Below are 25,822 nucleotides of genomic sequence, written 5' to 3'. Positions count from 1 at the left end.
AATGGAGAATTGTCAATCCATCTCAGCCAGGCGCTGCACATGTTGTTCGGCCGGATCGAGACACCACAACAGGACAGCCGCGACGGTCGCCAGGCCGGCGAGGACCAGAAAGAAGCCGCCATGCCCCATGCGGCTCCACCCCGTGCCGACAAATCCCGCAACCAGGCTTCCGGCAAAGGTTGCCAGGTACCACGCAGCTACCGTGGTCGCGCCCAGCCCCTTGGGCGCGAGGCGTGCAAACAGACCTAACCCGGTTGGCAGGATGTGCAGTTCACCCACGGTCAGCACCACAAAGAACAGAGCGAGCCACAACCAGTGCGCCTGCCCGCCCGATGCAGCCAGCGCCGCAACCAACAGGTAAGCGGCTGCGACAATCGCCGCGCCGGTAGCCATGCGACGTGCCGGTCGTTCCGCAGCGCCCCGCTCCGATCGCCGCCGCCACGCGACCAGCAGCGGCGGCGTCATCACCATGACCAGCAGCGGATTGAGCGCCTGAAACCAAGTCATCGGGATCTGCCTGCCTCGCCACCCCCGGTCGACGCCAGTGTCCGCCCACAGCGCCACCGTATTGCCAACCTGCTCGTATGCGCCGCGGAACACCATTACGGACAAGCCGATGGCAAGCAGGAGCAACAGCGTTGCCCGCGGCAAGCGCACCGGCGTCGCTGCCGTGGCCTCGATCGCCGGCTGCCTAGCTTGTTCGGGTAAATAGCGCTGGCCCCAAAGGTAGATGCACAGCCCCGCGACCATGCCGACGCCAGCCGCACCGAAACCCCAATGCCACCCGTATAGTTCGCCCAGCGTCCCGCAGATCAGCGGCGCCAGGAAGCCGCCGATATTCACCCCGACATAGTAGACGTTGTAGGCCCAGCCCACCCGAGGGTCACCGGGTTCGTACAAATCGTCGATTTGGCTTGGCAGGCTGGGCAGGAACAGCCCGTTGCCGATCGCGATGGTGGCCAGCGCCGGGTAGAATAGCGGCTCAAAGGTCATCATGAAGTGACCCGCCGCCATGATCGACCCGCCCAGGATGATCGCGCGCCGCTTGCCCAGCAGGCGGTCGGCGATCACGCCACCAAAGATCGGCGTGAAGTAAGCGCAGGCGGTATAGGTGCCATAGACAAGCGACGCGGAGCCCTGCGCCATCGCCAGCTGCTTGGTCATGTAATAGACCAGCAGAGCCCGCATCCCGTAATAGGAGAACTGTTCCCACATGTTTGTCAGGAACAGGACCGTGAGGCCGCGCGGCTGGCCGAACCAGGCGCGATCGGCGCTCATCGAGCCGCAGCCTCCCGCGTGCCCCACACCTCGGGGCGGACAAACAGCGTCCCATCGGTGTAGGTAACGCTGGGAGTACGATCGTCTGCCAGGAAGGTCGGGCCGTCCAGGTCGACGAGGTCGGCAAGCTGGCCCAGCACAAAGCCGGGCGCGGTTGCCAGGCTGGTGCCGATCATGGTGCCGACCATGACACCCAGGCCCTGCCGCCGGGCCTCTGCGGCCATCATCAATCCTTCGGTCAGCCCACCGCACTTATCGAGCTTGATGTTGACGACATCGAAGCGACCCTTTGCCTGGGTGAGGTCGTCCAGCGACAACAGGCTTTCATCGCCAGCGATTGGGACGGCGGAGCGATAGCCGTCCAGCAACCCTTCCTCACCTCGCTTGAGCGGCTGCTCCAGAAGCGCGACGCGATGCTCGCCCAGCCCGCGGACAAGAGCATCGAGGTCCGCGCGCGCGAAGCCCTGGTTGCCATCCACGCCCAGCCAAACGTCCGGCCGCGCCACACGGATTGCCGCCACCCGGCGCAGGTCCAGCTCAAGCTCGCCAGTCAGCTTCACCTTGATCGACCGTGCCGCCCTGTAACCGCGTGCCACGCTCGCCATCGCCTCGGGCTCGTCGGCGCTGATGGTGAAGGTCGTTACGATCGGCCGTGGCGCCGCTTCCAGGCCGGCCAACCTCCAGACCGGCTGGCCCGTACGGGCGGCCTCCAGCTCCCACAACGCCGCATCCACTGCGTTGCGCGCACCACCAGGTGGCAGGAGGGCGCGCAGCGCCTCGCGAGTTGGACCCGCCTCGATCGCCTTTCGCGCACCTTCGATTGCCTCGCGCATGTGCGGCAGGTCGTCGCCCATGTAATAGACCCCGGCCGCCTCCCCGCGCCCTCGATAGGTGCCGTCGTCCAGCTCGACCACCAGCACGTCCGCGGTTTCGAAAACATAGCCTGAGATGCGGAACGGCTGGGCAAGCCTCAATGCGTCGGTGGTGACCGATAGCGACAGACGCGGCATCAGTAGTTCACCGTCATCGCCAGCAGGCTGAACGTCGATGCAACGTACAGCACGACCAGCGTCGCCAGCAGGACAAGGGCGCTCCACAGCTTGGCCGTCCAGCGTCGCCCGTCCCGCCAGGTGAGCCACGCATTCCACGCCGCGATGCCTACCGCGCCAACGAACACGATCGCGCCCAGGATCTGTAGCGCCCACAGGAACACGTCAGCGCCCGACGACAGAAGTTGCAGGTCACCCAACAGGATGGTGACGAACGCCACCCAGCTGGCGAGTACCAGCAGGTCGGCAAGCGCCATGATGCGGGTCGCGCGGTACGCCCGGCGGGCCTGCCCGGTTACTTTCAGCTGCGACTGGTAACGACGCCGGATATACCAGGTCGCGGGCCAGTACAGCACCGTGAGAAGCAGAACGGCCAGGCTCGCGTACAAGGCAGGTTTCAACCACGTTGCCGAACGCGACGCGGGCACGGGATCGAACATCATGAACGGGGAAACGAGGTCGAAGCTCCAGCGCACGACCTTGCCGTCCACCACCTTCGCCGCAAGCCGGTCGTGGCCATTGGCATCGCGCCACACAAAGGGGGCGATTTCCACCCATTTCTGCAACGCGCCACCGGGACCCTTCAGGGCGGGAATGACCAGTGCGCCCTTGTCGTCGACGGAGATCTGCGACTGGCCGAAGAGGTTCAGGATGTTGACGAAGTTTGATTCCGAGTGGCGGCTGTTCTGCCACTGGCCCACCATCATGCGTGCATGTTCAGCCGCCGTCCTGGCGTCGACACGCCCGTCACGCTCCGTGCTCGGGAAATAACGGTCCGCAAAGTCCTGGAACAGCTGCCCGCGAACAGCGTGCGCTGCCCCTTCCCGCCCCGCGCTGTTGAACGACACGTACAAGCCGACCCGGTCGGCCATGAACAGGTGCAGAGAGGTGTGAAAGTTTTCCGTATCACCAAGATGGGCGATCACCTCCCGCCCGTTGATGTTGGTTTCGAAGAAGCCAAGCTCCATGCGGTTGAGCGGCGGGATCAGCGAATAAGGGTTCACCCGGTCAAGCGGGCTGTTGTGCATGGTCGCGGCGGTCGCCGGGTCGAGGACGCCCCGCCCCCCATCCAGGTGCGCGATCATGAACTTGGCCATGTCCAAGCCAGATGCAGACAACGCTCCCGCAGGGCCCGGCACCACGACCTCAAACCCCTTGGCCGGCTCCGAGGCGCGTGGGTAGCCAACAGCCGAAAGCCGTGCGAGCGCAGGGGGCAGCGGCTGACGGAAGCTCGCAGTGCGCATGTCGAGCGGCGCGAATATGTGACGTTCGACATAGGTGTCGAACGGCTCGCCCGAGACACGTTCGACGACATAGCCGGCCAGTGTTGTTGCCCAGTTGGAGTAAGCGGGCGTGGTTCCCGGATCAAAGATCCGCCGAGGCGTCCACCGCTTCAGATAACGCCCGATCGGCTGGACGTCCTTGGAATTGTAGGTGATCAGGTCCTTGGCCGCTTCCTCGAAGCCGGCCGTGTGCGTCATGATCTGGCGCATGGTGATCGGCTTGCCGTTTCGGGGCGGGATTCGGAAATCGAGATAGGTGTTGATGTCCTGATCGAGATTGATCTTGCCTGCCTGGACCTGCTGCATGACGGCGGTCCAGGTCACGAGCTTCGACACGGATCCGGGCCGAAACAATGTCAAAGCTGGATTGACGGGCTGCCGCTTGCCGATGTCAGCATAGCCGTAGCCACGCGATGCGATGATCTGTCCGTTACGCACCACCATCACTACCGCCCCGGCAATGTCCGCGCTGTGCAAGGCATAGGGCATGTAGCCGTCGAGCCACGGGTCCACGTCCGCCGCCGTCAGCTCGTGTCGCCCCTGTGGCGTCGGCACCGCTGCGGAAACGATGGTCGGCGCAGGTGCCGGTGGCAGCTTGCTCACGGGTAACTGTGCCGGCGCGACACCGCTGATCAGCATGGCCAGCGTTGCGGCCCACCTCTTCAATCGCATGGCCACTTTCCCCTTTCAGCGTTGCCGTACCGCCCCCGGACCGATAAGCTGATCAAGTGGCTCCGATCGGGACACTGTGATCCTGATCAGAAAACTCGTCAATGGGCTGCTGGAGTATTGCCGTGTCGTCATCCCCGCCCACTCTTGGCGCCCTGTTGCGGGGCCTGCGCTCGCGGGAAGGGTGGACATTAAAGGAGATGAGCGCGAAGAGCGGCATCCCCGTTTCGACCCTGTCCAAGATCGAGCATGACCGCCTGACGCTCAGCTATGACAAGCTGCAGCAACTCGGGCAGCGGCTGGGCATGCGCATGTCCGAGTTGTTCGCGGAAGGAGTCGAGGATACGGCTCAGCCCGTCACCGCGCGGCGCAGCCTGAGCGATGTGGCAAGGTCCGTTCGCGTCGAGACCCCCAATTACGACTATTATTATCTCTGCACGGAGCTGCGGCGGAAACGAATGGTCCCTGTCCTGACCAAGATCCGCGCCCGCTCCACCGAACAGTTCGGTGACCTTGTCCGCCACAGCGGCGAGGAGTTCCTGTACGTCCTGAGTGGCAAGGTGGTCGTGCAGACGGAATTCTATGACACCGTCACGTTAGGCCCTGGCGAAGCGCTTTATATCGATTCCAGCATGGGTCACGCGTACCTGGCAGCACAGGATTGCGACGAGGCCGAAGTACTGGCCGTCATGTCCAGTGACGAGGAAGAGCTGATGCAATCGCTGTTCTCCATCCATGAGGAACAGCGCCAGACCGCGGCCTCAAACGAAAATGGCGTACCGGGAGGCCCACGGCGCGCCGCCACTCGCCGGTGACGCCTTTTATGTAATCAGCGCGCTAGGCGCCCTGACGTTTCGCGGCCCCGGCGGCACAGACCCACTCATGGCCCTCAGGCCGCGCGCAACTGGCTCACGAACTGTCTGGTTTCCGTGGCAAGGCGCTGCGCAGCCGATGCAAGCAGATCAACCGCCTGCGCAACGTCGTCCGACAGGCTCTCCGTCCCTTTGGTAACGCCCGCGATCTCCTGCATCTGGCTCAGAATCTCGGTTGCGCCCGCCGCTGTCTCACGGGCGGCGCCGCCGATGGAAGCCGCGACCGTCCGCTGGCTGGCAAGCTCGCCCTCGATGGAGCCGGCAGTGATCGTCAAGTCCTCGACGAAACGGGTGATGGCGAGCAGCGCGTCGCGGGTCGCCTCTGCCCCGGACTGCGCGAGCGTGGCCAGTTCCTGGATCGATCCTGTCGCTTTCTGCGCCTGACCCGCCAGGTTCTTCACTTCGCTCGCAACGATGGCGAAACCGCGTCCCGCTTCGCCTGCGCGCGCTGCCTCAATGGTCGCGTTCAGGGCCAGCAGGTTCGTCTGACGGGCGAGTTGGTCGATCGTGTCTGCAAAGGCTGTGATCTTGGCCGTGTGTCCGTGCAGGCTGTCCACGGCTTCACGCGCTGCATCGGACCGGTCACCGGCCAGTTGGCTCGACCGACCCTGCGCTTCCACCGTTGAGGCGATGGTGGTGATCGAAGCCGACATCTCCAGCACGCGCCTGGCAAGGTCTGCCGCTCCGTCAGACGCCTGGCCCGCCGTGGCAGCACCCATCATGGTCCGTACGCTTGCTTGCTCGGCGGACCCTTTCAGGGTTTTGGCTGAAAGGGTGAGTTGTGTCACCGTGTCGCCGACCTGTTTCGCGACGCTGGCCACCGTCGCCTCGAATTGGTCGGCGAGCAGCAACATCTCTGCCCGCCGTTGCTGGCCCGCCTGCAATTCGACTTCCTCGCGACGGGCTCGCTCCCCACTCTCGCGTCGTCGAGCGTCGGCTGCCTCTGCTGCCGCCGCCTCGGCATGGGCTATCGCTACTTCCAGTTCACGGGCGCGCGCCATGGCCTCTTCGGCCAGCCGTCCACTTTCCTCGCGGGCGCGCCCTTGCTCGATCATCAACGCCCGCAACCGATTGGTGACGAGGCCGAGTACCGAGAATTGGAGGATGACCGCCGCAGCATGGACAAGCACGCGGCCGAGATTGCCGGACCCGACGAACACCCAACCCGGCGCAAGCATTTCGAGCGCGAGATGGTGGACCGCGATCAACGCCGATGCGAGCGCGATCGGCTTCCAATCACACAACACGGTCAGCGCGGCCAGACCGACGAAAAAGTACATATGCGCGTCCATCTGCCAGGCATGTCCGCCGAGCAGGTACACGCCCAGGGCCGGGTGAACCGCTGCGAGGGTACCCGCAGTCAGGCGCGCACTGGCGTCGTATCGCTTGCGCCAGGCCATGATGGTGGGACCGACGTTCACGACGCCGCCGATGACGAGAGCCGGTAACAGATCGGCGTTACCGAGCAGCAATCCCATCATTAGCAGCCACAGCCAGCATACCCAGCCACCTATCGCGGCATAATAGATGCCGTTGAGGCGAAACCGATCGAGCGCAGCCTCGCTCATGGACGCGCCTCCTGGTCGGAACCGCACCCGGAACTCGGCGCGGCCGTGGCAACAACGCCCGCGTGCAACATGGCGGACCACAGCCGCCCTCGTTCCCCCTGAACCACGAACGAGCCGGGCACCGGACCTGGTCCGACCAGCAAGGCGCCTTGCTCGATCGCCAGCTTGATCATCCCGTGCTCCGCGGTCGCGGAAACCGGAACCAGCAGCATTCGACCGTTCTTGGGCGGCATTAATGCCAGTGAGCTCAGCGCCCCGGCGGTGAGCAGCATCTGCTTCGCAAAGATGGACTGAGACGAGAGGACGCTAGTGATCACATGCCAATTTTGCTCTCACTCGGTTAACCAAGAGCTAACTCAACCCGTCCAGCTGCCGCTGATCGAGTGACAAATAACTTAAGTCACAATCAGCAATGCCGTCCGCTTTGGCACGGGAGCGTTGTACCCAGCTGGTGGGCCTCACCCGAGGTCACGATCTCCATCGTATTTCAGCTCAAGATACCGCCCGAGAACTGCGATATCGTCCAAGCCGCCGCGCCCGAGTTGCTCGTTGATGCGGGAAAGCTCAGCGTCGACCAACTGCAATCCGTTCACCAGGTGGTCGTCGGGCGTTCGTCCGTCGGCAAGGGGCGCTCGCCGCTGCGACAAGGGCACACCGCGCCAGCCTGCCACCAGGTCCGGCAGCTCCACCGCGACCAGCTTTCGAATGCCCGAGGCCGCAGGGCTGCGCGGATCGAGACGTGCCAGCTGCGGCGCTAACTCGTCAAGGCGGTGGCCGATGCTGTCGGTCAGCTGGAGCGCGGGCGCGGGAAGGCCCCGGCGCTGCGCAGCGACCCAGGTAAAAGCTTCCTCCGCCAAGGCGGGGAGCGCGGCCTCGACCAGGGCTTCGCGCCCTGGCGCGCGGGACTCAGCGCGCATGAAGACAAGCGTAGTCAACAACAGCATCAGCGCGGCAGCGACAGCAAATGAAGCGCCAGGCAATAGGATTGTGGACAGCAGCGCCCAGGCGAGCATGGCGACAACGGCTGCCAGGACAAGCCGACCCATCAGGCGCTTTTGCCGGCGCGCTTTCGCCTCTCGCTCACGCCGCGCCTGCTCGCGACCCTCGGGCGACATTCGGCGTAGCAGCTCCTCGGCATGAGTGAGCCCGACGTCGGCAAACCCGGCTGCGACGCTACGCGCGCGGTGGATTATCGGCTCGCCCTGACCGGTCTTGTCATCCATGCCAGCAGAATGACGGTGATCGCCGTCCGGGTCCAGCGCTCTGCGAGATCGTTCAGATGATCGCCTGCTCGGCCGTCCTCCTAAGCGCCAGCCACGCCGCGAAAAGCATAACGGCCGCTCCGATCAGCGACACTGGACTGACCGTCTCGTCCCGCAAGGCTGCGCCAAGCAACAGGGCGACCACTGGCGACACAAAGGCGTACATGCCGGCACGCGACGATCCCACATCACGCAGCAGCACCATGTAAAGGCTGTAGCCGATCAATGAGCCGAACAGGACCAGGAATGCCCACCCACCCCATGCGGCCCAGCCCCAATCGCCCCGCATCGCTCGTGCGAAGCCTGGCTCTGTGATCGCGGAACAAAGCAGCAGAACAAGGCCGCCGAGGAAAGTCGTCGTCCCGGAAATAAGGATTGCGGAATATCGGGCGAGCAAGGGACGCGCCATCACCGACCCCAAGCCATAGGTCAGCGTCGACGCAGCAATCGCGGCCGATCCCGCCAGACGCCACGCGGAGCCCGTTTCACCGCTCCACCCACGCCAAGCATCCGGGCCGAAGAGGACAAGGGTACCGGACAGGCCCAGCGCAATGGCAACGAACTTGGTCAGGGATGGACGTTCGTCGCCAAGGATCAGCGCAAAGACGAGTAGCGCGATCGGGGTCAGCCCGAGGTCCAGCACCGCCGCCGTGCCGCTGTCCACGAAGCGCATGCCCCAGAACAACGGGCCGTAGCATAGCGAGATCATCAGCACCGACGCGATCACCATGCGGCCCCAATCGGCCCGCCGTATGGCCCAGCCCTCGCGGGTCGTTGCGACCGCGATCAGGACCACGCCGGCCGATGTAAACCGCGAACCGGCCAGGAACAGCGGCGGCACTGCCTCCAGCCCCGCTTTTACCCCGATCCAGGTCGAACCCCAGATGACGCACAAGGTCAGGAACATGCCACGCTCCCGGGCATCCATCACGTCGCTCCTGTAACGGGTAAATGTGGTCTTGCTCGTTACAACCTTCTTGCCCCGCTTTGGTTTCAAGCCGATCTATGGTGGATGTCTGCCCATTCCGTTCTGACGATCCGGCTTGTGGGAGGGCACCCCGCCCTGGACCTGCTCAACACAGTCGATCTCGACCGACCGCCCAAAGACCAGGACGTGCTGAGGTGTTTCCGGGACGACACATTCTGGGCCGTGCGGGTCGGGCTCCTGTCATCGTCGGATCGCGAATTCTTGCTCGACATGGGCGAACGATCGCCCTCGCGTGCGAGACAGGCCCATGTCGAACTGCTTCACGCGCGGGAAGCATTGCGCCTGGTGGTGCGAGCGGAGGTCGACGGCGCCGCCGTTAATCCGGTCGCAGCAAAGGACTTCGAGCAAGCGGTGGCGGCAGCGCTCGCCCATCGCCGCTTCTCGATCTTCGGTTCGCCGCCCGGCTGGCGCTGGCTGGCCGACGACATTGATGCCGTCCAGCACCGCGCCATTCTTGGTGCGGCAGACCTGTTGGCCGACCCGGCCCGCCGTCCGATCACCGTCTGTGCGGGTACGGACTGCGGCTGGTTCTTCCTGGATACCTCAAGGTCCGGGAAGCGGCGCTGGTGCTCAGACGCCGGCTGCGGAACCGCCTCGCGCGTGCGCCGCCTGCGTCGCAAAAGGGCAGCCGAAAGCTAGCCTGGCTCCAACTGCCTTGCTCACGAACGCCGCGGCATCATGCCAGGGCGCGGGCGTAGAACCCAAGCGTCAGGGCGATCGAATGCAGGAAGTGCGCGGGATCGTACCGCGGGCCCTCATCGCGCAGGAACGCATGCTGCGCGTTCAGCTCGTGCCATTCGTACCGCGCGCCGACTTCTTCCAGCCGCGCCCGGATGGCCTCGCGCCCGGCAAAGGGAACATGAGGATCCTGCCGTCCCCACACGAACAGAGCGTCGGCCTTCAACTCGTCCATGCGCAAAAGGCTGTCGTCCGATCTGCCAGCTCCGAGCGTGCTCGAATGAATGTCGGTGGGATAGAAGCACGCTGCCGCCGAAACGCGTGCGTCGAGCGCCGCGCGGTAGGCCAGGTGGCCGCCAAGACACACGCCAAACGTTCCCATCCTGCCATTGCATGCCGGGTGCTGTGCCAGGGCGGTCAGGGCAGCATCCGCATCGGCGTCATAGGCGGCAACAGGCTTGGTGAACTTCAGCGCATTGCCGCGATCCGTCCCGACGGCATCGTATTGAAGGACGGTGCCGATCGGTTCATACTCGTGATAGACTTCTGGCACGGCCACGACATAGCCGTTGCCGGCGATCATTGCCGCCAGACGACGGATCGGCGCCGTGACCTGGTAGATTTCGGAGAACAGGACCACGCCCGGATATCGGCCTTCGACCGCGGGGCGGAACATATGCATTCGCATCGGGCTACTACCTGAAACGCCCACATCCAGCGTCTCGTCGCTGCGCAAGATCATTCGCCTTTTCTCCTGGTTCGCCGGTGACCAATGGGGTGTCTTAGTGGCTGTCCGCGAATTCAGAACGCTCATCGCATCAGGCGTTCGACGCACAACCTGACTTCGTCGAAATATCGCCTCATCTGGTCAAGGTTTGCGTCGGGCCACAACGTCAAAGGGTCGATCAGCCGTCGCTTAACCCTCTGGTCCGTGCCCCCCGGCGGCGGCTGGTCACCATAGCCAGAAACTGCTAGCGGCCCTCTGCCCACGCAGCCAACCTAGGAAGACCGGCCAGAGGCGAGCCGTATCCGTGCATTCGACCGATGGACGACACTCCTGAATCCGGCCTCCAGGCCGTGCTGCTCGCCAATCGAGCGGCGCTGTTGCGCTTTCTTCAGGCGCACGGCGCAGGCGACGCGACGGAGGACCTGTTGCAGGAGCTGTGGTTCCGCGTCAGGACACAGGCCGGCCCGGTGGGACAGCCGCTCGCCTATCTATACCGCGCCGCCAACAACCTGATGATCGATCGCTACCGCGCCCGTCACCAGGCGAAGCGCCGCGACCAGGAATGGACCGAAACGACCAGCCCTACCCTGCCCGGCCAGTCGGACACACCCGGGGCGGATCGCAGCTTGATGGCACGGGAAGCCTTGCAGGGCGCGCAGCAGGTGCTTGATGCCCTGGGGGAGCGAGCGGCGACCACCTTTCGGCTGCACCGCGTCGAGGATGTGCCCCAGCGCGATATCGCCGCCCGCCTGGGCGTGAGCCTGAGTACGGTGGAAAGCGACCTGCGGCGTGCCTATGCCGCCATGATCGCCTATCGGAGGTCGCTCGATGAGGTTTGACGACCATGGCTCCGTCACATGGGCAAGGAGCGCGTGATGTCACCAGCCGAGAACTCGATCGACGACGCGGCCGTCGCGTGGCTCATCCGCCAGCGTGCCCCCGACTTCGACGCTTGGGAGGCGTTCGCCGCCTGGCTTGAGGCGGATGGTGCCCATGCCGACGCATATCACCGCGCCGCCGCAGCGGACCGCGATCTGGATGAGCTGCTGGCGAGTCCCGCCGCCGCAAGCCAGCCGACCGCTCCGACGCCCCTCTCCGCTGCCCGGCGGTCGCGGCCCTGGCCGCGATGGGTCGGCGGCGGAGCGATTGCGGCAGCCCTGGCGCTAGCCGTCGGCCTTGAGCTACGCGGCCCCACGCCACAGCCGTATGCCGTCGCGACAGCCGCGGGCGAGCGACGCACGGTGGACCTTGGACAAGGCACGCGCATCGCGCTCAATGGTGCCACGCGCTTAACGCTGAACCGTGAAGAGCCGCGACGTGTCCGGCTGGAAAGCGGACAAGCATTGTTCGTCGTGGCTCACGATGCCTCTCACCCGTTCGAGGTCACCGTCGGGAACGCGCGTGTGGTCGACGTTGGCACCACTTTTGAGATCACTCGGATCGCCGATGGCCTGGACGTCGCCGTGGCTGAGGGAGAGGTAGTGGTCGACCCGACCGGCGCCGCCACCAGATTGACTGCCGGCCAGGCAATGCATCGTGACCCTTCTGGACAGGCGGTCCGCCGTGCCACCGAGATTGGAGCCGTGGGTGAGTGGCAGCGCAACCGGCTTAGCTATGACGGGGCACCGCTGTCGGCAGTAGCGGCCGACCTGTCCCGCAATCTTGGAGTCGAAGTGGTGGCCGACCCCGTAGTGGCCGGGCGCCCCTTTCGTGGAGTCTTGATCCTCGACGGCGGCCAGGACGCGGTCGCGTCGCGCCTGCCCGCACTGCTCGGCGTGTCGTTGCGACGGACGAATAACCGCTGGAGGCTTGTGGGCCGGCCGTGAGGGCGCGCATCGTCGCGGCACTTGCCGGGTCGGCCGTGATGGCCAGCCCGGCAGCAGGGCAATCGACCGAGATTGTCCTGCCGCCGGGGTCGCTCGCCCAAGCCGTATCCATCCTGAGCGCGCAAACCCGCACCAGCATCGCCGTGCCCGACCCGGAGCTGTGGCACCGCCGCGTGCCCGGATTGCGGGGCCGAATGAGCGCCGCGGAAGCGGTAAGGCGCCTCGCCCGCAGCGCGAGGGCCACGGCCAGACCGGCAGGTCCCGATGCCTGGCGGCTCATCCCGCTAACAGCCCCGCGCCCTCGGCAGCCGGCCACTCCCTCCACATCAAATGCCGCCGTTCCGGAGCCTCCGATCGACGACATCGTTGTGGTCGCGAGCAAGCGCGATGCCGGGCTGCTGGGCTATCCCGCCACGGTCAGCATGGTGGACGGAAGAACCCTGGCAGAGGGCGGCGAAACCGGAACCGACGCCCTGCTCGCGCGCCTTGCCACCCTGTCGTCGACGCATCTCGGTGCTGGACGCAACAAGCTGTTCATCCGCGGCGTCGCGGATTCGAGCTTCACCGGACCGACCCAGGCGACCGTCGGCCAGTACCTTGGCGACGTTCGACTTACATATAACGCGCCTGATCCGGACCTGCGGCTGTACGATGTGGCGCGGGTAGAGGTGCTGGAGGGTCCCCAGGGTACGCTCTACGGGGCAGGCTCGCTTGGCGGCATCGTTCGCGTGGTGCGCAATGATCCGGCGCTCGACAGGACCGAGGGCGCGTTGGCGGCAGGCGCCTCGGCCACATGGCATGGCGAACCCGGCGCGGATCTTGGCGGCGTGCTGAACCTGCCGATCGCGACCGATCGCGCGGCGCTGCGCCTGGTCGGCTACGGCCTGACCGAGGGCGGCTACATCGACGACCCTTTGCGCGACAAGCGAGACATTAATCGGTCGCGGGTCGCAGGCGGCCGGGCGCAGCTCCGTTTGGCCCCGATAGACCGCTGGACGGTGGACCTGGGTATCACCGGCCAAGGCACCTGGGGGGATGACAGCCAATATGCAGATCGAGATGCGCCGCGCCTGACGCGGCAGAGCCGGATCGCCCAGGGCTATCAAGGGGATTACCTGCTGGGCGAGTTGATCGTGCGCGGGCAACTGGGCGATCTCGACCTCGTGTCGTCGAGCGGCGTGGTCCGCCAACGGCTGACGGAGCGCTACGACGCGAGCCAGCCTGACGAGGCGCCCCAGCTTTTTCGCCAGCGCAACTCGACGGATTTCTGGTCCACGGAGAACCGCCTGTCGCGGCCCATGGCGAATGGCTGGAGCTGGGTCGCCGGGTTCAGCCTGCTCCACAATCGCACGCTTCTCAGCCGCGCGCTGGGGAGCCCGGGGGCATCGGTGCCCGCAACCGGCGTGGCCAATCGCATCACTGAAGGGACGATATTCGGTGAAATGGGGGTTGAGGTGCTGCGCGACCTGACCGTCACGGCGGGCGGGCGGGTCAGCCATGCGCGGCTGTCCGGGGCCGGTGAGGACGTGGCGCCGCTGATCGCGCTTGCCCGCGCATCGGTGACGGCCGGGCGGACGGAAACGTCCGTACTGCCCTCCCTCGCCGTCAGCGCCACGCCGTTGCGCCACCTGACCTTGTATGCCCGCTATCAACAGGGGTTCCGCCCCGGTGGCCTCGCGATCGAGGGGCCGTTTGTTCGCCGCTTTCTGAGTGACCGAGTGCGGACACTAGAGGCGGGGCTGCGGCAAGGGGTGCCCGGCCGATCGCCAGTCGACCTGTCCGTCAGCGTGTCGCGCACCGACTGGCAGGACATCCAGGCGGATTTCCTCGATGCCGGCGGGCTGCCCAGCACGGCCAATATCGGCGATGGCCGCATCAACTCCCTGGCGGCCGCGATCGGGGTGGCACCGGTGCCGGGGCTGCGCCTGGAAGCGGGCCTGGCGCTCAACGACAGCAGGGTCACGGACCCGAGCGCCGCGCTGGTCGCCGCCTTCGCGCTCGGCCGCATTGCGCAAATCCCCAACATAGCCGGCACGGTCGCGCGCGGCGCCGTCAGCTATCAGGCGACCCTGCCGGGTGGTCAGAGAATCTCCCTCGACGCCTCGGCCCGCTACACGGGCAAGTCACGCCTGGGAGTTGGCCCGGTGCTGGGTGCCGAGCAGGGCAACTACCTCGATACCCGCATGTCGGCGCGGCTGGGCCTGCGACATTGGGGCGTGACGTTGAGCGTTACCAATATCGCCGATGCGGTCGGCAACCGCTTCGCGCTCGGCACGCCGTTCGTCAGCGGCAGCGCCGGCCAGATCACCCCCTTGCGCCCCCGCACGGTGCGGATCGGCATCGACACAAGCTTCTGACCAAGGCTGAACGCGATTGGCACCGTCCTGACTGACGACCGGGAAGAAACCGGCGTCAAAAGGGAACTCAAGTCCGTATGCGTCTTCTGCTCGCCTCGACCGGCCTGTCCGCGCTGGTCATCGCCACCACCGCAGCCGCCCAGACCACGATCGACACCAAACGCACGACCGCCATTGCGACGTCGAGCGCCAAGGCTGGCGCTCCCGACGATGTTCGCATCACCTCGGCAGGTTCAGTAACTCCCGCTGCCGGAACAGCCGTACTGCTCGACAGCGCCAACAAGGTGACGAACGAGGGTACGATCCAGGTCACCAATGCCGACAACGCGACCGGGATCGCCGCCATCGCGAACGGCGCTGGCACGATCACCAACGCCGCGGCCGGCAAGATCACGATCGACGAAAGCTATGAACCGGTCGACACCGACAAGGACGGCGACCTGGACGGCCCCTTTGCAACCGGCACGGGCCGGGCTGGCATCCGAACGCTGGGTGCATTCACGGGCAGCGTCATCAACAACGGGGCGGTCACGGTTGAGGGCAACGACGACGCTGGCATCGCGCTCGGCGGCAGGCTCACGGGTAATCTGACGACGGATGGCACGATCAGCGTGACTGGCGATCGTTCGGTGGGCGTGCGGGCGGGCGACGTTGCCGGATCCGTCCGGATTGCCGGCAGCGTCACCGCTCGCGGGCGGGACGCAACGGCGGTGGCGATCGGGGGCGACATCACCGGAGCCCTAGTCGTGCAGGGCTCGATCGCAGCAACAGGGTACCGCAGCACGACCCCGCCAACAGACGTGAGCAAGCTGGACGGCGACGATCTGCTCCAGGGCGGCCCTGCGCTCAGCATCGCGGGCAACGTGACCGGCGGCGTTATCCTGGCGGTTCCGCCGCGGGACACCGATTCCAAGAGCACGGACGATGACAAGGACAGCATCGAGGATGCCAAGGAGGGCAGCGCCGCGGTTGTATCCTATGGCTCGGCAGCAGCGGTGCAGGTCGGGGCGGCGACGCGAGCGATCACGCTGGAATCGATTGCCGGCAACAGCCTGGGCTTCGGCCTCGTCATCGACGGCGGCGTGTCGGGCCAGGGCACCTATCGCGGCGTCGCGGGCAACGGTCTGGTCATCGGCGGTCAGGGCGGCGCGGTGGCGATCGCTGGCGGCCTGGCTGTCAACGGCACGGTGCAGGCCCTGGCCACGGGTGCGAACGCAACGGCGCTTCGCATCGGGGCGGGCGCAAGCGTGCCCGAAGTTCGTGTCGCCGGCACCCTGAACGCCGCAGGCGGCGGCAGCGCCGGCAACCAGGCCACCGCGCTCCAGATCGACGCTGGCGCCAGTGTCACCACCGTCCGGAACAGCGGCACGATCAAGGCGACGGCCGCCGGCAATGACGGGAGCGCGACCGCGATCATCGACCGCTCGGGCACGGTGACGTTGATCGAGAACAGCGGGGGCATTGCCGCTACCGGGGCACTCGCCTCATCCACCCGAAACGTCGCGATCGATCTTGGCGCCAACACGTCAGGCGCCACGATCCGGCAGACCGTGTCGGGCGCGGCGATCCAGGGCGACATCCTGCTCGGCGCGGGCAATGACAATCTCGAAGTTCGGGGCGGTACAGTCACCGGCAACGTCCGCTTCGGTCAGGGCCGCAACAGCTTCACCCTGGCGGGCAGCGGCTACACCGGCCAGGCGACGTTCGGGTCGGGAGCCGATGCGGTTGCACTGTCGGGCAACTCCGTATTCGTCGGCGGCCTGGACTTCGGCGGCGGAGCGGACACGATGTTCCTGTCCGACCAGGCCCGTTTCAGCGGCACGCTGGCCAATGCGGGCGGACTGGCATTGACCGTTACTGGCGGCCTGCTGAACGTCACCAGCACGGGGCCGGTGGCGATCGGATCGCTTTACGTCGGCAGTCGTGGTGCACTGGGCGTGACGCTGGATACTGCAACCCGAACCGCCACGCGATACCAGGTTGCCGGCTCCGCCATCTTCGACAAGGGCGCACAGATCGCGGTGACGTTGTCGGGTATCAAGAATGCGGAGGGTCGCTACACGCTGATCAGCGCGGGCACCCTGACCGGGGCATCGAACCTGTCCACCACCGACGTGCTTCTCCCCTTCCTTTACACCAGCGCCCTTGCCACCGGCACGCCGGCGAACGAGATCGCGCTCGACATCAAGCGCAAGACCGCGGTCCAGTTGGGGCTGAACCGCTCGGGTGCGACCCCCTTTGGTGCGATCTATGCGGCGCTCGGCCAGGACGAGAAAGTCGGCAACGCCGTGCTCGCGATCAACGATGGCGAGGCCTTCCGGGCGACGGTGCGGCAGTTCCTGCCCGACCATGCCGGCGGGGTGTTCGAGGCGGTGACGTCGGGATCGCGTGCGGTCGCCCGTATGCTGGCCGACGGCGGTGCGCCCTATGCCAGCAAGGGCAAGCTTGCCTATTGGCTGTCCCCGGTCGGTTATAGCGCGACCAAGAAGATCGGCGACACGGCCGGTTATGACGTCAGCGGCTTCGGCGGCGCTGGCGGCTTGGAAGCCAAGACCAAGCTCGGCGGGCTCGGCGTGTCGCTCGGCTACCTTCGCAGCAAGGTCGATGACGATGGCACCGCCAACAAGGTGGATGTGGATCAGTTCGAGGTCGGCGCTTACTGGCGGGGCGAATGGGGCGGCCTGCGCCCCTTCGCCCGCGCATCGGCCGCGTACCTGAAGCTCGACAGTTCGCGATCTTTCATGGGGGCGGTCGGCAACGAACCCGTTGCTCGCACCTCGCGGGCAGATTGGGACGGCAAGCTTTACTCGGCTTCTGGCGGCGTGTCGTACGAGGGTGCAGTCGGCCACCTCACCTTCCGTCCGATCGCCACGCTGGACTGGTATCGCCTGACGGAGGACGCCCATGATGAGGCGGGCGGGGGCAAGGCGTTCGACCTGACCGTTGGGCGCCGTGTCAGTGATGAGTTCGCTGGCACTGCGGCGATGAATGTCGGCCTGGCGTTCGGCGAGCAGGAATATGGCTGGTTCCACATCGAAGCGGAGGGCGGCCGTCGCGCCATTCTTGGCGGGGGCCTGGGCACCACGCGCGGCCAGTATGCGGGCGGGCAAGCATTCACGCTGGTGCCAGAGGCGCGCACGGATGGCTGGGTCGGCCGACTCCGCGCGGTCGGCGGTAACAACCTGTTCCGCCTTGGTGGAGAGGTCAGCGCCGAGGAGCGGTACAACCGGGCTGCGCTGGCACTGCGCGTGTCGCTGCAGGTGGGGATGTAATCACCAGCGGGATGGCAAAGCCGAGGCACGCTCGCGGGAGCGTCGGAACAATTGGATTCCTGCTCCTGGCGGGCGTGCCACCTCGCGCCTGCTCTGGCTTCGCACCGGAGCAGGCGCGCCCGGCGGGCTATCCGCACTGACGCCCCGCTACGCGGACCTTTTTCTACCCGCTTCCGGGAGTTCGCGATCCAGCGAATGGTCTACGATCCGCCCGACCTCTTCCCACTTCTTCGCGCCGACGAGGTCGTGTTCGCGGATGCACAGGATTATCTGATCGACGACCTTTTGCGCTGCCCGGTGGCCGTGAGAAGCGAGAAAGGAGGAGGCTGTGTCAGTGACACTGTGTTTCGGAGCGGGCATCGATCAACAAAACATGCCCGCCCGCTCTGGTTCCTAACATAGGATAAGCCGTTTCGTTCGAGAGACGAATGAAAGGCCCGCCTAGTCTATTAGGTCAGCCATGCTGTTCCGTCTTGCTGCCCCGCTTCGGCAGCAGGTGAATGACAGCCACGATCAGTCCGCCAACACACAAGCCGATAAGCGCCGAGCCTAAGGCTGTCACAAGCCACTCGATCGCGCCCCCTGCCAGTGGCACCGCGTGAGCGCATTTTTCAGCAAGCTGATGAACGAGATGCGGTATCGTTCGCATCCCGAACGCCTCCATTCCGTGCAGCAGGATACCTCCTCCGACCCACACCATGGCGCCAACGCCGATGTGAGAAAGGGCCGTAAGGAGTATTGGCATGCCGCGAACGAGCGTACGCCCGATCGCGCGTGTGGAGGCGCTTTCACGACGACTAAGGTGAAGTCCAATGTCGTCCATTTTCACGATGACCCCGACAACACCGTAAACGCCGACAGTGATCGCCACTGCGACAGCCACGAGCGCCGCAGCGCGCGTCAGGAGGGACAGGCCGGGCAGTTCGGCAAGTGCGATCGCCATGATCTCTGCCGACAGGATGAAGTCCGTCCGCACCGCGCCGCTCACCTGGCGGGCTTCCAGTTCGGCAGGATCGGTGATGGTCGTCACCTGCTCCGCATGATCGGCCCCGCTCAGCGCCTCCCAAATCTTTTCGGCGGCTTCAAAGCAGAGGTACGACCCGCCGATCATCAGCAATGGCGTTATCGCCCAAGGGGCGAGCGCGCTGAGCGCCAACGCAACGGGGAGGATGAACAGCAATTTGTTGCGGAGCGATCCGATCGCGATCTTGCTGATGATCGGGAGTTCGCGTTCGGGCGGAAGACCTACCACATAGCGCGGCGTCACGGCAGTGTCGTCGACCACGACGCCCGCGGCCTTCGCGCCGGCGCGACCGGCTGCGCCAGCGACGTCGTCGACCGACGCGGCGGCAAGTTTGGCGAGCGCCGCCACGTCGTCGAGCAATGCTACAAGCCCGCCGGGCATGATTTCTCCTTCCAGATGGAGGTTGCCTGCTAGCCCGTATCATTGGGCAGCGCACCTGATATGCGGAATGGGACCTGCCATGAACTGGACCGGAAACATGTTGTCACACGCTTCCACTCCGTGCTGGTCGCATCGCGGCATTGGCAACCTTGGCGGGCCTGTGCTTTGGGCTGCACGCCGAGTCCTGTGGGCCGTTTACGTCAGTCGTTCATGTTCGGGCTTTGGAGCATGGTCCAGATGAGGCATGGTGAATTGAGCGAGTACGACATGAACATCATTCCTGCGCGAAAGAAGGCTGGCCGTTTGGGAATCCGAAGCATCGCCCGTTTCTTGGTGGCGGCCGCAATCGTTCCGGCCACGCCGGCGCTGGCACAGGAGGTCCAGATCCCGACCGCGCCAGCGCCCGTGCCGGACAGGATGGTCCCGCCGCCTATGCAGGTCGCGCTACCGACGCTGACCCCTGCTCAGGCTACGCAGCTTGTTGAACTGATCGAGAAGGACGCGGTCGCCCAGGGGCTTCGGGACAGCCGGGCGGTGTCGCTCGACGGGCTGGACAATGACGCCCTGGTCCGTGCGGCGCTGGACCATGCCCACGCGGTTCGGGCGGGCCGCCTCGACGAAGCGGATTTCCAGCGCAACTGGGCGATGCGACCGGCCCCGTTCGACCCCCTGCCCGGTTTTATTGCCGCGGTGAAGCAAGACCGGCTTGCCGCATGGATCGCGTCACTGCCACCACCCTATGCCGGTTATGACGCGCTTGTCGCTGGGCTTGCCCGCTACCGGGCCATTGCCGCGGCGGGCGGCTGGGCAACGTTGGCCTCCGGACCGGCGGTCAAGTTCGGGGCGAGCGGTTCAGGCGTTGTGGCGCTTCGCAAGCGGCTCAGCCTCGAAGATCCCCAGGTGGCGGCGACAGGTGATCGGTTCGACACGGCCCTGCTGGAAGGCGTTCGTCGCGCCCAACGCCGCTACGGCCTCAACCCGACCGGACTGGTCGGCGCCGGGACGCTCGCCGCGTTGAATGTGCCGGTCGAAGCACGGGTTCGCCAGATCAAGGCCAATCTGGAACGCTGGCGCTGGCTACCCGCCGAACTGCAGAAGGATCGCGTACAGGTGAACATCGCCGCGGCGGTGCTGACCGTGTTCGACGGTGACGCGCCGGTGCTGTCAATGAAGGCCGTCACGGGACGCCCGGGGGACGAAACTCCGATGCTCACCTCGCAAATCCACAGCATCGTGTTCAATCCGCCCTGGAACGTGCCCTCCACCATCGCCAACAAGGAACTATGGCCCAAGGAACGGGCCAACCCCGGCTATCTGGCCCGCAACGGCTTCCGCGTCATCGACACGGGCGATGGCGGCAAGCGGCTCCAGCAATCGTCGGAGCGCAGCGCGCTTGGCAGGTACAAGTTCGACTTCAACAACCCCTTCGCCGTGTACCTGCACGACACGCCGGCGCAGGCTGGCTTCGCGCGGTTCGACCGGCTCGCCAGTCATGGCTGCGTCCGCCTGGAAAAGCCGGCTGCGCTGGCGAAGCTGTTGATGACCGGCACGCCCGAATGGTCGCCGGAGGCGATCGATACGACCGTGGCTGCAGGTAAGACCGTGCGGGGAAAGCTGGCTTCACCGATTTCCGTTTACCTGTTCTATTGGACGGCGTTCGCCACGCCCAGCGGGCAGGTCAGCTTACGCGACGACCCCTACCAGTGGGACGGAACGCTCGCGAGCAAGATCGAGGCCAGGTCTGCTCGGCAGGCCGTTGCGGCGCGCTAAGGAGATGTTGATGACTCGCAAACATACTCTCATTGCCACCCTCGCGCTGCTAACAGCGGCGACAAGCGCTTGTTCGAAGTCGGAGCCTGAGCCGGCTCCGGTCGAGAACGAAGTGATGACGGCGCCGGAAGAGTTACCCACGCCAACGAGCGTGCCCACGGAAGCACCCTCCCCCAGCGCCGTGAACACCAGCAGCGCGGACATGAACGCGACGGCAGAGATACCGGCCGATATCGCGCCCGCCCCGGACGAGCAGATGATGGACGACGCCTCCGCCACCGGCATGACGGCCCGCGCCTCACGCGAGGAACAGTCTGCCGGGAACACCGAAGCCGCAGGAGAGATAGAGGCGAAGTAACGCCGGCTCAACGGTGGCACTTACGATCGGTGACCGTATCGCCTGGATCTTCCTAAACGTTTCTTAGGCAGTCCAGGTTACCCCGCAGGCATGAGAACCGCCGCCCAGCCAATTGAACAGACGATCAAGCAAGCGGCGCGCATGTCGGGTGAACTCGGCATCCGCACGCTTGACCTGCAGGCGGACATCGCCGCCCTGTCGCAACGCGTCACGGCCCAGGCAGCGACGATCGAGAGCGTGGGGGCAGAGGCGCTGTCTCTTTCCAGCGACGTGGAGAGCGTGGCCGTGGCAGCGGTGGACGCCCGTAACAGCACAACGGCGGCTCGAACCGTGATCGAGGACTCGACGGCGCAGATCGGCATCGCTGCCGGGGACGTGGTTGAACTGATCGGCCAGGTAAGCCGGATTCATGACGGGCTGGGAGCGTTCAACGAAGCGCTTCTCCAGGTTAGCCGGGTAACGGCCACCATCAACGCCATCGCCCGGCAAACCAACCTTCTCGCCCTGAACGCCACGATTGAGGCCGCGCGGGCCGGTGATGCGGGCCGCGGCTTTGCGGTGGTGGCAAGCGAGGTGAAGAAACTGGCCAATGAAACGGCCACCGCGACGCAAAGCATCGAGCGTTCCGTTGCCGCCCTCACAGGAGAGGCCGAAGGCATGCTGGACCGTGTCGGCCAGGGTGTCGCAAAGGCGCGATCTGCCCATAGCAGCGCCAAGGGTATCGAAGCGCTGGTCGACCGATTGGGCCTGCTGATGCAGGATCTGGCAGCAACCAGCGAAAGCGTGGCGGAACGGGCGGACTCGATGGTGCAGGCGGAGAGCCAGGTCCGCGAAGGGCTGGTCGCCCTGTCCAGCACCTCCACGGAGAACGCGACCGGGCTGGAGCGGCTTTCGACCCGCGTGCGGCTGGTCAGCGACGACACCAACGGCATGCTCCAGTTGCTGGCTGAAAGCAGGGTGGACATGCCGGACTCGCCCTATATCGATTTCGGGCTGGAGGCCGCGCAGTCGATCAGCGATGGTTTGTCCGCCGCAATCAGGAAAGGCGAGATCAGCCTCGCTGCGGTCCTGAGCAACCAATACGCGCCGGTTCTCGCTAGCGATCCGCCCCTTTTCAGCCACCCTGCGCAGTCGTTGCTGACCCGCCTGTCGCGCCCTCACCAGGAGGCCGCGCGTACGCTCCCCGGCTTCTTCGGCATGACGCTGACCGACCGGAACTGCTTCGGCGCGGTTGCCATGCCGGAACGATCGAAGCCGCAACGGGCGAATGACCCCGCCTGGAACGCGGAGAACTCGCGGGCCGGCATGATCTTCGACTATCCGGAAACGGCGATTCAAGTACGGACGGAGACGCCGTTCTGCCTTAAGGCCTATCGCCGGCCGCTCACCACTGGCGGTGTTGTGCTGCTGAAGCAGGTGATCGCTTCCATCTGGGTGGAAGGGCGGCATTGGGGCATCCTGCAACTTGCTTATGAGAACCAGGATTAGCCACCCGAGCAGGCGTCCGTTCGCAGGCTGGCCGCATCGGGCCGGAAATAACCCTTGCCTGACAGCTCGCATGACCAAGGCTGTTCAACCCCGTCATCGTCTACCGTTCACGTTGAAGCCGCTAATACTGAGCCGGTGATCATGAGGTGCGAAGGGCGATGAAGGTACGAAACGCGAGCTTGCTGGCCGCAACTCTGGGCATGAGCGCCTGCGCGTCGACCGGAACCATGGAGCGCGCGGGAGCGGTAACCTGCAACGCGGATGCGGCTGCGACGCTTGTGGGGAGAGAGGCGCCGGACGACGCGACCATCCTTCGCCGAGCCGGCGGCACGACCGTTCGCCGCATCGCGCCCGGGGACATGACCACCAAGGACTACCGCATCGAACGGGTCACGGTGACGGTGGCCGATAGCCGGGTGGTTTCCGCCCTGTGCGGCTGAACAGTGCCGTCGTGAAGGCGGCAGCCTGTCCAGCGCTCCTGTTGCTCCTCGCCGGCTGCGCGTCGGTTCGCCCGACAGAGGGTCCGGTCCGCCTGGGACAGATCGCCGCGGTCAGCGGTCCAAGAGTTCGGGCGGACCGGGTGATCGAGGACAGCCGGTGCCCGGTCAATACCCAGTGCGTCTGGGCCGGGCGGCTGGTGGTGAGGGTGACTGTGCTGGGCGGCCTGTGGTCCAGGCAAATCGACCTGACACTCGGCACTCCCGTCAACGTGGCCGACGGGCAATTAACGCTTATAGCGGCGACGCCGGAACCACGGACGGGACAGAGCAGCAAGGCGCTCCCTTACCGTTTCACGTTCCAGTTCCAGGGCGGCCTGTGATCGACCAGTGAATGCCGGTCTTGCATTGGACCGATAAGGTCTCGCAAGTAAGCACGATGTTCGCCGCCGCCAGCGCTTGCACCCGATGAGCGACCCGTCCCGGGCCAAAGGGGCGCTCACGCCTGGACGGATGGCAGCGCCGACGACGGCGAGGGACGTTCGACCGCGATTCTACCGCGCGGGGCGGCTTAGCCCGCTGGCAATGCTCGCCATTCGGGCGCTTGCGGTGCTGATGCTGGTTGGCATCGCACTGGGCGGACACTGGATCGAGCGGGCCGGGTTGCGTGACAATTCCGACGGGTCGGTCACCTTCCTCGACATCGTCTATTTCACTGTGATCACCGTAACGACAGTGGGCTATGGCGACATCGTGCCGGTCAGCAACTCGGCCCGCATGTTTGACACCTTTGTGGTGACGCCGGTCCGCATCTTCGTCTTCCTCATCTTTCTGGGAAGCGCGTACAGCTTCATGTTGCGACAGGGATGGGAGCGGTGGCGGATGGGCCTGATCAGGCATGAGTTGAAGGATCACGTTATCGTGTGCGGCTATGGCCGTTCCGGCTCGGCTGCGGTGGGTGAGCTACTGGAGCGAGGTCATGCGGCAGAGCGGATCGTTGTGGTTGATCCCAACCCTGAGCGGTTGCGCTTGGCAGAGGAATTGGGCGTCGCCACCGTGGAAGGCGATGCCACCCACAACAGGGTGCTCGAAACGGCCAAGGTCGATGCCGCGCGCAATATCATTATCTGCCCGGGCCGGGACGACACCGCGGTACTGGTGATCCTGACGTGCCGGCGCCTTGCCCCTCGTGCCGGTATTGCCGTGTCCATCGCCGCGATCGAGAACGAACCCCTGGCGCGTGACGCTGGCGCCAGCATCATTGTCAATCCGGTCAGCTTCGGCGGCCAGTTGCTCGCCCAGTGCACCGCCGGACCGCATGTCGCGGACTATATGACCGATCTCGTTACCCGGGTCGGCGAGGTTGAACTGCGCGAGCGGCCGGTTCGGGCGGCGGAGGTGGGCCGTTCACCGCGGGAGACGGCCAACGGCCAGATTGTCCGCATTTATCGCGATGATCGACCAATCGAGATATTCGACCAGGGTGCAGACCGGTTGCTGGCAGGCGATTGGGTTCTCGAACTGGTCCAGGCCGGGCACCCCCGGTCACATCCTGGCACAGGAACCTGACGATCGCTTGTCTTGGCTGAGGCCCTGCCCAGGGCAGAGTCGGAACCTGCAACCGGATCAGCCGTACGATGCTGACCAGCAACAGGCAGGAGCGTTATCATGCGCACACGATCGAAGGGGCTGATGTTGGCGGGAAGCGTCGGCCTTGCAGCGGGAGCGTGGGCCTGGGCGCGCAACTCGCGAGCATCGGATCCGGGCATTCGGGACAAATCGACCTATCCGCCCTTGGATGCCCCTAAACTTGTCGCGGAGGGTGTATGGGTCGTGGACAGCGGGCCTATCAATGCGATGGGACTGACGCTGCCCGTTCGAATGACGATCTTCCGGCTGGGGGACGGCGACCTGGTGCTGCATTCACCCACGCAGTTCTCACCCCAGCTTGCCGAGGCTGTCGAGAAGCTCGGGCGGGTGCGACAGCTGGTCGCGCCTAATGTCGCGCATTGGACGTTCCTGGCCGACTGGCAGCACGCCTATCCCGATGCAAAGACCTGGGCGGTGCCGGGGCTGCGGGACCGGGCGCAGGTTCAGGCGGCCGGGGTGCGGATCGATGCCGAACTGAGCGACAGGGCGCCAGCCGAGTGGGCGGGCACACTCGACCAGGGGATCGTCGAAGCGGGTGCAGGCTTCAACGAGGCGTGGTTCCTTCACCGCCCAACCAGGACGCTGGTACTCGTCGACCTGATCGAAAACCTTGAACCTGAAAAGCTGCGGCCGGTTGCGCGGGTGCTGATGCGGGCGGCCGCTGCGACACGCGGGACCACGGCGCGCTACCTGCGCGTGCCGATCCGGCTGGGCGGGGCGCAGACGGAGGAGGCGATACGCGCGATCGTGGCGCTGGAGCCCGAACGGGTGATTTTCGCGCATGGCCGCCCATTCGACAAGAATGGGGCCGCAAAGCTGAGAAGCGCCTTCGCCTGGTTGATCTAGCTCGCTTGCGCGCGTTGCTGAGGCCGCAGACCCTTCCGG

The 25,822-nt window shown here is 65.6% G+C and carries 22 protein-coding genes; 13 read left to right on the top strand and 9 right to left on the bottom strand.

What is annotated here, in order from left to right; genetic code table 11:
- Nucleotides 1-12: 12 nt before the first annotated feature.
- The 3 genes from FHS94_RS11900 to FHS94_RS11890 are packed head-to-tail and all read right to left on the bottom strand — an operon-like array spanning nucleotide 13 to nucleotide 4,282.
- The gene (locus tag FHS94_RS11900; RefSeq protein ID WP_184058110.1) at nucleotides 13-1,278 is read right to left on the bottom strand and encodes a peptide MFS transporter; all 1,266 of its coding nucleotides are present in this window, start codon (nucleotides 1,276-1,278) and stop codon (nucleotides 13-15) included.
- Nucleotides 1,275-2,288, bottom strand: coding sequence for a dipeptide epimerase (locus tag FHS94_RS11895; protein ID WP_184058109.1), 1,014 nt, complete (start codon nucleotides 2,286-2,288; stop codon nucleotides 1,275-1,277). Before FHS94_RS11895 ends, FHS94_RS11900 begins: the two co-directional genes overlap by 4 nt.
- Complete coding sequence (locus FHS94_RS11890) at nucleotides 2,288-4,282, bottom strand: serine hydrolase domain-containing protein (protein WP_184058107.1); 1,995 nt, start codon at nucleotides 4,280-4,282, stop codon at nucleotides 2,288-2,290. Before FHS94_RS11890 ends, FHS94_RS11895 begins: the two co-directional genes overlap by 1 nt.
- A gap of 122 nt (nucleotides 4,283-4,404) precedes the next feature.
- On the opposite strand from FHS94_RS11890, the gene FHS94_RS11885 reads away from it, so the two are divergent.
- A complete protein-coding gene (locus tag FHS94_RS11885; protein WP_343055264.1) occupies nucleotides 4,405-5,094 on the top strand; it encodes a helix-turn-helix domain-containing protein in 690 nt (229 codons plus the stop codon).
- A 74-nt stretch (nucleotides 5,095-5,168) separates the two neighbouring features.
- Here FHS94_RS11885 and FHS94_RS11880 read toward each other — a convergent pair whose 3' ends face one another.
- From FHS94_RS11880 to FHS94_RS11865, 4 genes are all read right to left on the bottom strand, one after another.
- The gene (locus tag FHS94_RS11880) at nucleotides 5,169-6,719 is read right to left on the bottom strand and encodes a methyl-accepting chemotaxis protein (RefSeq protein ID WP_184058103.1); all 1,551 of its coding nucleotides are present in this window, start codon (nucleotides 6,717-6,719) and stop codon (nucleotides 5,169-5,171) included.
- Entirely contained in the window at nucleotides 6,716-7,036 is a 321-nt protein-coding gene (locus FHS94_RS11875; protein WP_184058100.1) for a hypothetical protein, read from the bottom strand. Before FHS94_RS11875 ends, FHS94_RS11880 begins: the two co-directional genes overlap by 4 nt.
- Nucleotides 7,037-7,177: 141 nt before the next feature.
- Nucleotides 7,178-7,942: a hypothetical protein gene (locus tag FHS94_RS11870; protein WP_184058098.1), complete on the bottom strand. Its 765-nt coding sequence runs from the start codon at nucleotides 7,940-7,942 to the stop codon at nucleotides 7,178-7,180.
- Nucleotides 7,943-7,994: 52 nt separating this feature from the next.
- Nucleotides 7,995-8,909 carry a DMT family transporter gene (locus tag FHS94_RS11865; protein ID WP_184058096.1) on the bottom strand — a complete coding sequence of 305 codons (915 nt, stop codon included), beginning with the start codon at nucleotides 8,907-8,909 and terminating at the stop codon, nucleotides 7,995-7,997.
- Nucleotides 8,910-8,993: 84 nt separating this feature from the next.
- On the opposite strand from FHS94_RS11865, the gene FHS94_RS11860 reads away from it, so the two are divergent.
- Complete coding sequence (locus FHS94_RS11860) at nucleotides 8,994-9,608, top strand: CGNR zinc finger domain-containing protein (RefSeq protein WP_184058093.1); 615 nt, start codon at nucleotides 8,994-8,996, stop codon at nucleotides 9,606-9,608.
- A gap of 37 nt (nucleotides 9,609-9,645) precedes the next feature.
- Here the strand turns inward: FHS94_RS11860 and FHS94_RS11855 are convergent, their stop codons facing one another.
- Nucleotides 9,646-10,389 (bottom strand): dienelactone hydrolase family protein, encoded by a 744-nt coding sequence (locus FHS94_RS11855; RefSeq protein WP_184058091.1) that lies wholly within the window; start codon nucleotides 10,387-10,389, stop codon nucleotides 9,646-9,648.
- A gap of 302 nt (nucleotides 10,390-10,691) precedes the next feature.
- Here FHS94_RS11855 and FHS94_RS11850 point away from each other — a divergent pair, with 302 nt between their 5' ends.
- From FHS94_RS11850 to FHS94_RS11835, 4 genes are all read left to right on the top strand, one after another.
- Nucleotides 10,692-11,213, top strand: coding sequence for an RNA polymerase sigma factor (locus FHS94_RS11850; protein WP_184058089.1), 522 nt, complete (start codon nucleotides 10,692-10,694; stop codon nucleotides 11,211-11,213).
- A 36-nt stretch (nucleotides 11,214-11,249) separates the two neighbouring features.
- Nucleotides 11,250-12,200 (top strand): FecR family protein, encoded by a 951-nt coding sequence (locus FHS94_RS11845; protein WP_221234738.1) that lies wholly within the window; start codon nucleotides 11,250-11,252, stop codon nucleotides 12,198-12,200.
- On the top strand, nucleotides 12,197-14,557 hold the full coding sequence (locus FHS94_RS11840) for a TonB-dependent receptor (protein ID WP_343055263.1): 2,361 nt from the start codon (nucleotides 12,197-12,199) through the stop codon (nucleotides 14,555-14,557). The genes FHS94_RS11845 and FHS94_RS11840 overlap by 4 nt, the downstream gene beginning before the upstream one ends.
- Nucleotides 14,558-14,634: 77 nt before the next feature.
- Nucleotides 14,635-17,829 (top strand): autotransporter outer membrane beta-barrel domain-containing protein, encoded by a 3,195-nt coding sequence (locus FHS94_RS11835; RefSeq protein WP_184058087.1) that lies wholly within the window; start codon nucleotides 14,635-14,637, stop codon nucleotides 17,827-17,829.
- Nucleotides 17,830-18,283: 454 nt separating this feature from the next.
- Here FHS94_RS11835 and FHS94_RS11830 read toward each other — a convergent pair whose 3' ends face one another.
- Nucleotides 18,284-19,234, bottom strand: a complete 951-nt coding sequence (locus tag FHS94_RS11830) for a DUF808 domain-containing protein (RefSeq protein ID WP_184058085.1) — start codon at nucleotides 19,232-19,234, stop codon at nucleotides 18,284-18,286.
- Nucleotides 19,235-19,501: 267 nt separating this feature from the next.
- Between FHS94_RS11830 and FHS94_RS11825 the strand changes: the two genes are divergently transcribed.
- From FHS94_RS11825 to FHS94_RS11795, 7 genes are all read left to right on the top strand, one after another.
- Complete coding sequence (locus FHS94_RS11825) at nucleotides 19,502-21,004, top strand: L,D-transpeptidase family protein (protein ID WP_184058083.1); 1,503 nt, start codon at nucleotides 19,502-19,504, stop codon at nucleotides 21,002-21,004.
- A 10-nt stretch (nucleotides 21,005-21,014) separates the two neighbouring features.
- Nucleotides 21,015-21,362 (top strand): hypothetical protein, encoded by a 348-nt coding sequence (locus FHS94_RS11820; protein ID WP_184058081.1) that lies wholly within the window; start codon nucleotides 21,015-21,017, stop codon nucleotides 21,360-21,362.
- A gap of 90 nt (nucleotides 21,363-21,452) precedes the next feature.
- On the top strand, nucleotides 21,453-22,850 hold the full coding sequence (locus FHS94_RS11815) for a methyl-accepting chemotaxis protein (RefSeq protein ID WP_184058079.1): 1,398 nt from the start codon (nucleotides 21,453-21,455) through the stop codon (nucleotides 22,848-22,850).
- A gap of 158 nt (nucleotides 22,851-23,008) precedes the next feature.
- Nucleotides 23,009-23,290, top strand: coding sequence for an I78 family peptidase inhibitor (locus tag FHS94_RS11810; RefSeq protein ID WP_184058076.1), 282 nt, complete (start codon nucleotides 23,009-23,011; stop codon nucleotides 23,288-23,290).
- Nucleotides 23,281-23,670, top strand: coding sequence for a hypothetical protein (locus tag FHS94_RS11805; RefSeq protein WP_343055262.1), 390 nt, complete (start codon nucleotides 23,281-23,283; stop codon nucleotides 23,668-23,670). The genes FHS94_RS11810 and FHS94_RS11805 overlap by 10 nt, the downstream gene beginning before the upstream one ends.
- 85 nt (nucleotides 23,671-23,755) lie before the next feature.
- Nucleotides 23,756-24,856 (top strand): potassium channel family protein, encoded by a 1,101-nt coding sequence (locus tag FHS94_RS11800; protein WP_246348591.1) that lies wholly within the window; start codon nucleotides 23,756-23,758, stop codon nucleotides 24,854-24,856.
- Nucleotides 24,857-24,955: 99 nt separating this feature from the next.
- On the top strand, nucleotides 24,956-25,783 hold the full coding sequence (locus tag FHS94_RS11795; RefSeq protein WP_221234737.1) for a DUF4336 domain-containing protein: 828 nt from the start codon (nucleotides 24,956-24,958) through the stop codon (nucleotides 25,781-25,783).
- Nucleotides 25,784-25,822 lie beyond the last annotated feature (39 nt).

It is taken from the genome of Sphingomonas aerophila, from assembly GCF_014199305.1.
In the GTDB taxonomy this organism is placed as follows: domain Bacteria; phylum Pseudomonadota; class Alphaproteobacteria; order Sphingomonadales; family Sphingomonadaceae; genus Sphingomonas; species Sphingomonas aerophila.
Note: the sequence above shows the minus strand (reverse complement) of the source record. Positions and strands in the feature narration are given on the sequence as shown.